Here is a 9,883-nt window from a genome sequence, read left to right as displayed (position 1 = left end):
GGCGCGGGCCGGCGGGGCGGGTGACCCCGCGTACGAGACCGGCCGGGGCGGACGGCAGCAGGGCGTGGGCGAGCCCGGTGTCGAACGAGGGGTCGCGCCACGCGGCCAGGCCGGACCGGAAGGCGAGCCCGTCGCTGACGCCGATGGCCGCGCGGGACACGGTCAGCGCGGGGGGCGCCGTCATGCGCCAGCCGCCGTCCCAGTCGCCGGGCACACCGACGGGTGCATCGGCCTCCGGTGCGGCGGCCGCGTTCCGGGCCACCGGCGCCGCGGTCGCGGCGTCCGGCACGGCAGCGCGCCGACGCAGCCTGTCCCGCCATGCCATGCGTTCAACCGCCTTCGTTCACACGGGAGTTGATGCGAGCTATCTCGGAGACCCACTCCTGGCGCTCGCCGTGGGTGAGGTCGAGGATCTCGTCGCGTTGCCAGTGGAAGTGGTAGGCGATGTACGCGATCTCCTCCCTGAGCCGGGGGAGGGCGTACGTCACGATTCCCCCAGGCGCCCACCGGAGAGGTCGACCTCGAAGCCGCCTTCGCAGTGCGGGCAGGTGACCGCCGCGCGGGTGTGGCCCTCGCTGTTGACGCGCCGGTAGAAGTCCTGCAGGAACGCGACGTCGGTCGCGTACATCCGTTCCACGATCCCGGCGTGCACGTCGGTGATGGTGCCGAGCCGGGTGATCACCTGGCTGAGCAGCACCACGCTCAGGTACGCCGGGTTCTCCTTGACCCGCAGGTCGATCTGGGGCCGCAGTTCGTCGCGGGCGGTGGCCAGGCGCATCGAGCCGTGCCGGTGCACCGTGCCCGCTTCGTCGACGTAGCCGCGCGGCAGCTCGAACTCGAACTCCGTCCGCAGCCCGTGGTCCTCGCGTGCCGCCGGAGCGGCGGCGGCCGGGGGCGCCGCCGCCTGCTCCGGGGCCGTCGTGGGCGCCGTGACCTGGAGGATCTCCTCCAGATTGCCTGCAGTCACCGTACGACGTCTCATTCGACGATGATCTCCTCGAACACGATGGTCACGGACTCGGTGGCGGCGGCGGACTCGCCGGCCTTGAGGGAGGGGCCCTCCCACTTGGAGGCCCAGCCCTGCATCAGCTGGATGCGGCGGACGGTCGCGCCGGTGGAGTCCTTGATCTCGATGGTGAGGTTCTGCCGAGCGGTGTCGACGGCCCCGTTGTTCAGGGTCTCCTTGATCCACTTGGTGAACTCGCTGCTCTTGTCGAGTCCCCGGGTGATCGTGACCTCGCCGGCCTGGCGGGCGCCGGGCTGCTTGCGGATGATCTGCTTGCCCTCCGCGCTGACCTGGCGGACCTCGACGACCTCTTCCTCGACGGTCAGGCCGCTGATCTCCTGGATCGATTCGACCAGGTAGCCGCCGAGCTGTACGCCGAAGATATGGGTGGAAAGAGCATCGCCCTCTGCCATGACTGTCCTTCACCTTTCCTTGCTGCTGCCCCGGAGGGTCACTCGTCGATGAGGCTGGTGCTGTCGGAGAACTGGGCCAGCCGGAACACCACGAACTCGGCGGGCTTGACCGGCGACACGCCGATCTCGCAGACCACGCGGCCCTGGTCGATCGACTCCTGCGGGTTGTTGTCCCGGTCGCACTTGACGTAGAACGCCTCGGCGGCCGTGCGGCCGAACAGCGCGCCGCGGCGCCACTCCTCGGTGAGGAACGCGGTGACGTTGCGCCGGATGCTCGACCAGAGGCGGTCGTCGTTCGGCTCGAAGACCACCCACTGGGTGCCCAGGAGGATGGACTCCTCCAGGTAGTTGAAGAGGCGGCGCACGTTCAGGTAGCGCCAGGCCGGGTCGGAGGAGAGGGTGCGGGCACCCCAGATCCGGATGCCGCGGCCGGGGAAGGCCCGTACGCAGTTCACACCGATCGGGTTGAGGAGGTCCTGCTCGCCCTTGCTCAGGCGCAGTTCCAGGTCCACCGCGCCGCGGATCACCTCGTTGGCGGGGGCCTTGTGCACACCGCGCTCGGCGTCGCTGCGCGCCCACACGCCGGCGACGTGGCCGCTCGGCGGGACGGTCGTGTTGCGTCCGGCGGCCGGGTCGAAGACCCGCACCCACGGGTAGTAGAGGGTGGCGTAGCGGGAGTCGTAGCCCGCCTCGTCGTTGCGCCAGGTGCGCACCTGCTGCGCGGAGAGTCCGGGCGGGGTGTCCAGGACGGCCACCCGGTCGCCCATCTGCTCGCAGTGCGAGATCACCGCGAGCTGCACGGTGCGTACGCCTTCGGAGTCGATGTCGCCGCGCTGGTAGGCGCTCATCAGGTCCGGGACCGCGACCATGGTGATCTCGTCGATGGTCTCAAGGCCCGCGAACCCGGTGCGGGCGGCGGAGTCGCCGACGTACTCGGCCGGGTCGAGCCGGGCCACGCCGCCGCGGCCGGCCGGGGCGGGCGACGCGGCGGGGGCGTCGGGCACGACGACGGTCTGTCCGGCGGGCCGGGTCTGGGCGGCGCCCCGCTGCTCGGTGACCTCGATCAGCTTCGAGGCGCGGGCCTGGGTGACGAGGTAGCCCTTGACGTTCTTGCGGGCGGACACCTCGTAGGTTTCGGCCACCTGCTCGCCCTGGCGGACCAGGACCTTGAAGCGGTCCTCGGGCGGGTTCTCGCCCTCCGCTTCGGCGATCTCCACGGACACTCCGGTGGCGCCCGGCCGGGCGGCGATCAGGAATCCGCCGAGCTCGACCGGCTCCACGGCGCGGGGCTGGGGGACGGCGCCCGCGGCGGCCGGTGCGGAGGCGTCCCGGGCGGGCCCGCCGATGCGGACGACGTACGCGGCGCCGCCGCCGTTGGCGAAGTACCCGTAGACGGCGTGGGGCAGGTAGGTGCCCTCGGTGAAACCGCCGAAGTGCTGGGAATACTGGTCCCAGCTGGTGACCAGCGTCGGCTCGTGGAACGGGCCGCTCTGGGCGAAGCCCACGAACGCGGCGACGGCGGTGCCGACCCCTTCGATCGGGCGAGCACCGGACTGCACCTCCTCCACGTACACGCCCGGGGTGAGGTACGTCGGCATGCTCGCTCCTTCGGGTTACGGCTTCACGATCAGGTCTGACCACAGCCTTTCCGGCGGCCGCCGCCCGGGACAAGGGCGTGGGGACCTGGCCGGGGGCAAGTGCGCTGCCCTCCCGGTCGCCCCCGCCGGGCCGGCCAGGCACCGCGCCTGGCCCGCCCGGCCGCCGGGCTCACACCTGCGTGACCTGGCCCAGGTACGGCCCGAACTCGCCCTCCAGGACCAGGCGGCCGAGCTTGCGGTACTCCTGGGCGACCGCCGTCACCACCTGGCTCATGGTCAGCGGTTCACCCGACGCGGCCGCGAAGTAGGCGGCCGTCACGGCGCAGGCCCGGATCGAGCCTCCGGCCAGTTCGAACCGGTCCGCGCAGAAGCCCAGATCGAGGTCGCCGGCCCGGGGCAGCCGGTCGCCCAGGCACCGCTCCCACAGGGCCAGTCGCTGGGTGGCGTCGGGCACCGGGAAGTCCGCGACCACGTCCAGGCGGCGGGTGAACGCCTCGTCGAGGTTGGCCCGCAGGTTGGTGGTCAGGACGGCGATGCCGTCGAACGACTCCATCCGCTGGAGCAGGTACGCCGACTCCATGTTGGCGTGCTTGTCGTGGGCGTCCTTCACCTCCGAACGCTTGCCGAAGATCGCGTCGGCCTCGTCGAAGAGCAGCACCGCGTTGACGGCCGATGCCTCGGTGAAGATCCGCTCCAGGTTCTTCTCGGTCTCGCCGACGTACTTGTCGACGACCGTGGACAGGTCCACCACGTACAGGTCCATGCCCAGGTCGGCCGCCACGACCTCGGCGGACATGGTCTTGCCGGTGCCGGAGGACCCGGCGAACAGCGCGATCACCCCGCGCCCGCGCCCGCCGCCGGGCCGCATGCCCCACTGCCCGAGCACCTGGTCGCGGTGGCGGGCGCGCACGGCGAGTTCACGCAGCCGGCGGTGGGTGGGGGCGGGCAGCACCAGGTCGTCCCAGCCCACCGCGGGCTCCACCCGGCGGGCGAGGCGGGCGAGCCCCGCGCCGTTCTGGGCCCGTACGGCGGCGCGCAGGCCGTCGGGGGAGAGCGGGCGGCCGTCGAGTGCGGCGGTGCGCACCGCGGTGTCGGCGGCGCGGCGCAGCTGCCCGGCGTCGAGGCGGTGCGCGGACACGGACCGGGCGAGCGCGTCGGCGTCCCCGCCCGCCCCGTGTTCTCCGTCGGCCCGCTCCAGCGCGTGCCGCCAGCGGGTGACGTGACGGTCGGGGGTGGGGGCGGCCACCGTCAGCGTGACGGGGGTGTCGGCCGCCCAGGCGGGTTCCCAGCCGCTGCTTCCGTACGTGAACAGGGGGATGCCGCGCAGCACGGTGCACAGCGTGCGCAGGACGCGGGCCCGCTCGTCGGGCCGGTCGGGCAGTTCCTCCAGCGGCCCGATCAGCACGCCGGCGCCCGTCAGTCGGGCCTCGCGGGCGGTGGTGCGGGCGAGTTCGGGCAGGGCGCGGGCGTGGTGGGCCAGGGCCCCCGCGTCCAGGGCGAGGGGTCCCGGCCCGTACGCGTGCAGTGCGGCGGTGGCCAGGCCCTCGGGATCGCCGCCGCGGGTCCGCAGGTGGACGTGGCGGGTGCCGCTGCCGGCCGCGGCGACGGCCTGCCGCAGCTCGGCCGGGTCGACGGCCGGGTCGTCGCCGGCCCGACGGAGCACTTCGGCCAGACGCGGGTCGGGCGAGGCATCGCCGAGCAGGTGGGCGGTGACCCGGTCCGGGACGGCCAGCACCCTCGACAGGGGCGGCCGTTCGGGCTCGGTGACCTCCAGCAGCCCGCCCGCGACGAGAGGTGCGGTGGGGGAGAGCCGGAACCGTGCGGCCGCCACGCCGGTGTGGCCGCACAGTTCGAGGGCGAGGCCGACGGTGGGTCGGCGGCGCGTCAGGTCGTCGTTGAGGTAGCCGTAGAGCCGTTCGAAGCGGGCGTCCAGGTCCGGTGCCATGGCCACCAGGAGCAGGTCCACGTCGAGCGGCTCCAGCGCGAAGCGCGTGGCCAGGACGTCGAGCGGCGAGCCGGGCGGGGGCGCGGCCGGTGCGGGTGCGGGCAGGCCGGGGCCGTGCGGTGCGTCCAGGACGCGCGCGGCCGCCTCGGGGGTGAGGTACTGGCCCCGGTAGGGGTCGTCCGGGTCGGGATCGACGGCGCGCCGCAGCTCCACGGCCCGGCGTACCCGCTCCTCGACGAGCTGGAGCCGGGTCCACAGGTACGGGGTGGTGCCGCCCGGGGCCGCGGGCGCGGTCACCGGCCGGATGGTGTGCGTCACGGCTGCCGTTCCCCCCGTCGGCGGCGGGCGGGAGCGTTCGGCCGTTCCCGGGAGCCGCCGAAGCCCTCCGGTCCCGGATCGCCCAGCCCGGTGTAGCGCAGCCGGCGCGCACTCTCGGCCCCGTCCGGTTCGGCCTGCGGTACGGAATTCACGACGAGCCCCTCGGTGACGGGCGGGGCCGTGATCGTGCTGATGCCCGCCAGCGGTGCCTTCACGCGCAGCCCGAGGGACGGCTTCAGCTCACCCCCGAGCGCCGACCACACGTCGGAGGCGGCCGGTGCGTCCATGCCGGTGCCGCCCGCGTCCACGTCCACGAGCAGGCCGAGTTCGGCGAGCGTGCCGGTGAGCAGGTGCGGGGGCAGGGTGTCGGTGTTCACGAGGCAGGAGAGCACCTGGGAGAGCAGCCGGTGCTCGTCCTGCGGCCTGCCGGCCCACGCGGTGACCAGGTACGTCAGCTCGAACCAGCGCGGCGGGGTGCGGCGCGCGACGACGAACCCGTCCGCGTCGTACACCTCGCCCGCGCCGCTGCCGCGCCGGGTGTGGTCCTCGCGGATGTCGTACAGGAACACGCAGACCGTGGGCGCGCTGCGGCGGGCCGCCCATTCGCTCGTCGGGGCGTCGAAGACCACCTCGATGCCCGACGCCTCCAGGCCGGACTCCGCCAGCAGCCGGCGCAGTCCCTCGTCGACTTCGTGGATCACCGGCGGGTCACCTCGTCGGGCGGCTGCACCGAGCCGTTGACCACGAGGAAGTCGGTCTGCACCGGCGAGAAGCCGGGGCCGTTCGCGGTGATGACGCGGGGGCCCGTCTGGTCCTTGGCCAGGATCAGCAGCTGGCCGATGAACGTGCCGTCCCGCTGCGGGAACGTCGGTGCCGCCGCGGCCGTGATGCCCGGCTTCCACGTGAACCGCACCGGCACGCCGGGCGGGAAGTCCTCGCCGCGCACGGAGGTGACGAAGCCGGGCTTGCCGATCGGCGGCACGGCGACGATGCGCGGCTGGAGGATGCGCAGCTGCTGCTGGGCGGTGTTGTCGCGGGGGTCGGCGTCCGTGCCGGTCGTGGTCAGGCTGCCGGTCACCTGGCCGGTGAGCGCCCTGTCGGGGCTGAGGACGACCCGCAGGACGGTCCGGGCGCCCGGTGCCAGGTCGGGCAGTGCGCACTCCCAGTTCTGGTCGCAGCCCGCCGGCGGCCCGGCGTGGGGCACGCCCTGCGGGAGGCCGATGCGCAGCCGCAGGCCGGTGGCCAGGGCGTTGCGGCCGTTGCGGACGGTGTACGTGACGACGACGCGGCCGCCGACGTAGCCGGGGTTCGGCTGCGCCGTGACGCTCAGCCCGGGGCCGGCCGGGGGCACCCACCCCGCCAAGCCCGCCCCGGCCGACCGGCACGCCGCACCCCAAGTCCCCGACGCCGATCTGGACGATCTCGCACGCCGCCTGCTCGATCCGGTGTCCCGCCTGCTGCGCACCGAGTTGCGGCGCGGCCGGGAACGCGCCGGCCGGCCCTTCGACGGCCGTCGCTGAGAACACGTACGCACGAGAAACGGACGACGGACCGATGACGGACAACATCTTCGCGACCAGCGTGTTCTTCCGGCTGGCGATCGGCGGCAACGACCTGGGCGCCTTCCACACCTGCTCCGGCATGGGCGCCGAAGTCGAGATGGAGAGCTACGCCGAGGGCGGCAACAACGGCTTCACCTGGCAGCTGCCGGGCCGCGTGACCTGGTCGAACATCACCCTCACCCGGCCCGTCACCACCGACACGGCGAAGATCGGCCGCTGGCTGGACGAGACGCTGCGGCGGGTCGAGCCCAAGGACGGCGAGATCGTGGCCCTGCGGCCCGACCTGAGCCGGATCATCAGCTGGCAGGTGTTCGGGATCGTCCCGGTCCGGTGGCAGGGGCCGTCCTTCGACCCCGCCAACTCCGCGGCGGCGGTGGAGACGTTGGAGATCGCCCACCAGGGGCTGCTGCCCTCCTGACCGCCCGCCGCCCCGCCCTCGTCCGTCCTCCTCGTCGTCCCCGCTCCGGAAGGGAGTCCACGCCATGGCCTCATCGGCACGCGCCAGCCGCGCCAGGGCCCAGCTCACCCTCAAGGAGCCGCCGGCCTCGGTCGGGGCCAAGCCGGGCGGAACGATCGCGAAGCTCGATCTCCAGTTCAACCCCTCGACCCTGCAACTGGGCAAGACCACCGAGTGGCGGCGCTCCCCGTCCCGCATGGCGGGCCAGTCGGCGCTGCCCGAGTTCGTCGGCAGCGGCCCGCGCACCCTGAGCCTGGAGGTGTTCCTGGACGCCACCGCCACCCACGACAACTCGGTGGAGCAGGCGGTGGAGAAGCTGATGAAGGCGTGCGTGCCGACCCCGGCCAGCCTCGGCCGCAAGAAGCCGGCGAGCCCCTGGGTGCGCTTCGAGTGGGGCAGCGCGCGGACGACGTCGTTCGACGGGGTCCTGTCGAACCTGTCGGTGTCGTACACGCTCTTCGACGTCGACGGCAAACCGCTGCGGGCCACCTGCTCGCTGTCCATCGAAGAGGCGAGCGTCGACCCGCCGGGCCAGAACCCGACCTCCGGCTCACGCACCGCCCGCAGCACGCACACCGTGGTGACGGGCGACAGCCTGGCCATGCTGGCCTGGCGCGAATACGGCGACGCGACGGCCTGGCGGGCCATCGCGGAGGCCAACGGCATAGACGACCCGATGGCACTCGTCCCCGGCACCGAGATCGTGGTGCCCGGCACGCGGGACCAGCACGGCGAGGAGGAGCAGCGGTGAGCGGGTCCGAATCCGGAGGCCGGTCGTTCGCGGCCGACCCGATCGTGGAGGCCCCCGGCGAACTGCCGCCGATCTGGGCGGCGCAGCTGGTGAGCTGTGTGGTGGACGAGAACGTGGGCCTGCCGGACACCGCCGTGCTCACCTACCGCGACCCCGACCACGAGTTCCTGCGCGCCACCGGCATCACCATCGGCTCCCCGCTGCGGGTGTCGGTGATGACCGTGAAGGGGCAGGCGCGGGAGCGGCTGTTCAACGGCGAGGTCACGGCCCTGGAGATCGACCGGGACCGCACCGGCTCGTTCACCGTCGTGCGCGCCTACTCCAAGGCGCACCGCCTCCAGCGCGGCCGGAAGGTCGTGGCGTACCGGAACATGACCGCCGCCGCGATCGTCCGCAAGGTGGCCGCCGGAGCGGGCCTTCCCGTCGGGAAGGTGGAGGCGGCGCCGGTGACGTACAAGCAGCTGTCGCAGGCGAACGTCTCCGACTGGGACTTCCTGCAGTACCTCGCGGGCGAGAGCGGCGCGCAGGTGCGCGTCGACGACCAGGGGATCCTCCAGTTCACCCGGCCCGTGAAGGCGTCCGGGGCGCCCGCCCCGTCGACGTCGGCCGTGCGCAATCCGATGGTCCTGGAGTACGGGAGGAACCTCCTCGCCCTGCGGGCCGCACTGTCGGCCGCCGACGGCTCCTCGACCGTGCAGGTGCGCGGCTGGGACGTGACCACGAAGCGGCCCCTGGTCGCCCAGCAGCCGTCGGTGGTCAGCGACACGGTGGTGCCGGGCCTCAGCCCCCAGCTCGCCGCACGCTTCGGCAAGTCGGCCGTGGCCGTCACCGACACTCCGTACCGCACGCAGGCCGAGACCACGGCGGTCGCGAGGGCCGCGGCGGACCGGATCAGCTCCGGTTTCGGCGAGCTGGAGGCGGTGGCCGAAGGGAACCCGCTGCTGCGGGCTGGCAAGGCGGTCGCGCTCGGCAACGTCGGACAGGCGTTCTCCGGCCGGTACACGGCGACGGCCGTGCAGCACGTCCTGGAGCCGCACGGCGGCTACCGCACCACCGTGTGGGTCAGCTCCAGCCCCGACCGCTCCCTGGCCGGCCTGGTGACCGGCGCCAACGCGCCGGGGCGCGGCCCGCGCATCCCCGGTCTCGCGATCGGCGTGGTCACGGACGTGCGCGAACCGAACGGGTCCCAACGCGGCGCGGTGCGCCTGAAGTTCCCCTGGCTCGACGACACGTACGTCACGGACTGGGTGCGCACCGTCCAGTGGGGCGGCAAGGGCGGCGGCGGCGTGGTGAGCCCCGAGGTCAACGACGAGGTGCTCGTCGGGTTCGAACAGGGACTGCTCGACAGCCCGTACGTCATCGGCGGGCTCTACAACGGCGTGGACCAGCCCTCACCGCACGACGTGCCACTGATCGACAAGACCAGCGGCAAGGTCAACCGCCGCTCGGTGGCGTCGCGTTCGGGCCACCGCGTGGAACTGCTCGACGCGCCGGCGCCGGGCCCCTCGGGGCTGCGGCTGGTGACCGGGGACGAGCGGCTCGAAGTACGCATGGACGACCGCCGGGACCGGATCGAGCTCACCGTGTACGCGGGGCGCGGCCGCCCGCTGACCTCGGTCCTGATGGACAAGAACGGCATCACGCTCGACGCCCCCCAGGGCACCGTGAAGGTGTCCGGCCGCCAGGTGGACATCGACGCAACCGCCGGGGTCAGCATCGGCGGCCGGTCGGTGCGGGTCGACGGAACCTCGGACGTCACCGTCAACGGCGGCCTGCTCGCCGTCCTCAAGGCCCGGCTCATCCGGATCAACTGAGGCCCCCATGGCCCCTGCC

Annotated in this window: 10 protein-coding genes and 2 pseudogenes; 4 read left to right on the top strand and 8 right to left on the bottom strand. The window is 73.4% G+C overall.

The features are described from left to right. The 8 genes and pseudogenes from PV721_RS36795 to PV721_RS36760 all read right to left on the bottom strand — a co-directional run. Window positions 1–325 (bottom strand): annotated as a pseudogene (locus tag PV721_RS36795) (hypothetical protein); the annotation flags it as partial. 4 nt (window positions 326–329) lie between these two features. After that, a complete protein-coding gene (locus PV721_RS36790; RefSeq protein ID WP_319732173.1) occupies window positions 330–488 on the bottom strand; it encodes a DUF6760 family protein in 159 nt (52 codons plus the stop codon). Next, window positions 485–982, bottom strand: a complete 498-nt coding sequence (locus PV721_RS36785) for a hypothetical protein (protein ID WP_319732171.1) — start codon at window positions 980–982, stop codon at window positions 485–487. Before PV721_RS36785 ends, PV721_RS36790 begins: the two co-directional genes overlap by 4 nt. Beyond that, a complete protein-coding gene (locus PV721_RS36780; protein ID WP_030388073.1) occupies window positions 979–1,419 on the bottom strand; it encodes a phage tail protein in 441 nt (146 codons plus the stop codon). The genes PV721_RS36785 and PV721_RS36780 overlap by 4 nt, the downstream gene beginning before the upstream one ends. A 38-nt stretch (window positions 1,420–1,457) precedes the next feature. Then, a complete protein-coding gene (locus PV721_RS36775) occupies window positions 1,458–3,017 on the bottom strand; it encodes a phage tail sheath family protein (protein WP_319732167.1) in 1,560 nt (519 codons plus the stop codon). Between the two features lie 169 nt (window positions 3,018–3,186). Next, complete coding sequence (locus PV721_RS36770; protein WP_319732165.1) at window positions 3,187–5,280, bottom strand: ATP-binding protein; 2,094 nt, start codon at window positions 5,278–5,280, stop codon at window positions 3,187–3,189. After that, a complete protein-coding gene (locus PV721_RS36765) occupies window positions 5,277–5,981 on the bottom strand; it encodes a DUF4255 domain-containing protein (RefSeq protein WP_319732163.1) in 705 nt (234 codons plus the stop codon). The genes PV721_RS36770 and PV721_RS36765 overlap by 4 nt, the downstream gene beginning before the upstream one ends. Continuing rightward, a pseudogene (locus tag PV721_RS36760) lies at window positions 5,978–6,628 on the bottom strand (hypothetical protein); the annotation flags it as partial. The pseudogene PV721_RS36760 and the gene PV721_RS36765, both read right to left, overlap by 4 nt. Between PV721_RS36760 and PV721_RS36755 the strand changes: the two are divergent. The 4 genes from PV721_RS36755 to PV721_RS36740 all read left to right on the top strand — a co-directional run bounded on the left by PV721_RS36755 (window position 6,600) and on the right by PV721_RS36740 (window position 9,864). Beyond that, the gene (locus tag PV721_RS36755) at window positions 6,600–6,800 is read left to right on the top strand and encodes a hypothetical protein (protein WP_319732160.1); all 201 of its coding nucleotides are present in this window, start codon (window positions 6,600–6,602) and stop codon (window positions 6,798–6,800) included. The pseudogene PV721_RS36760 and the gene PV721_RS36755 overlap by 29 nt on opposite strands. 34 nt (window positions 6,801–6,834) lie before the next feature. Then, on the top strand, window positions 6,835–7,260 hold the full coding sequence (locus tag PV721_RS36750; RefSeq protein WP_319732158.1) for a phage tail protein: 426 nt from the start codon (window positions 6,835–6,837) through the stop codon (window positions 7,258–7,260). 64 nt (window positions 7,261–7,324) lie between these two features. Further along, window positions 7,325–8,050 carry a LysM peptidoglycan-binding domain-containing protein gene (locus PV721_RS36745; protein WP_319732156.1) on the top strand — a complete coding sequence of 242 codons (726 nt, stop codon included), beginning with the start codon at window positions 7,325–7,327 and terminating at the stop codon, window positions 8,048–8,050. Further along, window positions 8,047–9,864, top strand: coding sequence for a VgrG-related protein (locus PV721_RS36740; RefSeq protein ID WP_319732154.1), 1,818 nt, complete (start codon window positions 8,047–8,049; stop codon window positions 9,862–9,864). The genes PV721_RS36745 and PV721_RS36740 overlap by 4 nt, the downstream gene beginning before the upstream one ends. Window positions 9,865–9,883 lie beyond the last annotated feature (19 nt).

Origin of the sequence: Streptomyces sp. MB09-01 (assembly GCF_033794505.1) — a bacterium.
Classification (GTDB): Bacteria; Actinomycetota; Actinomycetes; order Streptomycetales; family Streptomycetaceae; genus Streptomyces.
The sequence above is the reverse complement of the archived record's forward strand: the minus strand, read 5'-3'. Positions and strand labels throughout refer to the sequence as shown.